The organism is Mesorhizobium sp. M7A.F.Ca.MR.148.00.0.0, from assembly GCF_003997735.1.
In the GTDB taxonomy this organism is placed as follows: Bacteria; Pseudomonadota; Alphaproteobacteria; order Rhizobiales; family Rhizobiaceae; genus Mesorhizobium.
Map to the genome: position 1 here is coordinate 1 of NZ_RZTB01000453.1, position 352 is coordinate 352.

The following is a 352-nucleotide window of genomic DNA, read 5'->3' on the forward strand; positions in this document are numbered from 1 at the left end:
ACTGCTGCCGCGCGTTTCGCCGAATTCGTGGCAGCGGCATGATCGCTCAGGCAATCTTCCTGCGGCGACAGCGCGACGGCATCGGTGCGCTTGTCCTGCTGGCGGCCGTGCCCGCGGGCTTGGCACTGATGCTGACCGTCTTCGATCTCATCCATATTCTGCCGACGCACCTGTGGTGGCAGGCGCTCACCGCCCCCGACACGTCCGATCCCGTGCAGTTGCTGTATCGCTATGCCTTCCTGCCGCGTGTCGCCGTCAGCGTGCTGGCCGGCGCGGCACTTGGTCTCGCCGGTGTCGTCATGCAGCATGTGCTGCGCAACCCGCTGGCCGAGCCGACCACTATCGGCACCAA

Annotated in this window: 1 protein-coding gene; it reads left to right on the plus strand. The window is 66.5% G+C overall.

Annotated features, from left to right (window positions below):
* Positions 1-38 precede the first annotated feature (38 nt).
* Positions 39-352, plus strand: a 314-nt coding sequence (locus EOB49_RS34915; protein ID WP_164781985.1) for an iron chelate uptake ABC transporter family permease subunit, incomplete at its 3' end; no start/stop codon positions are given.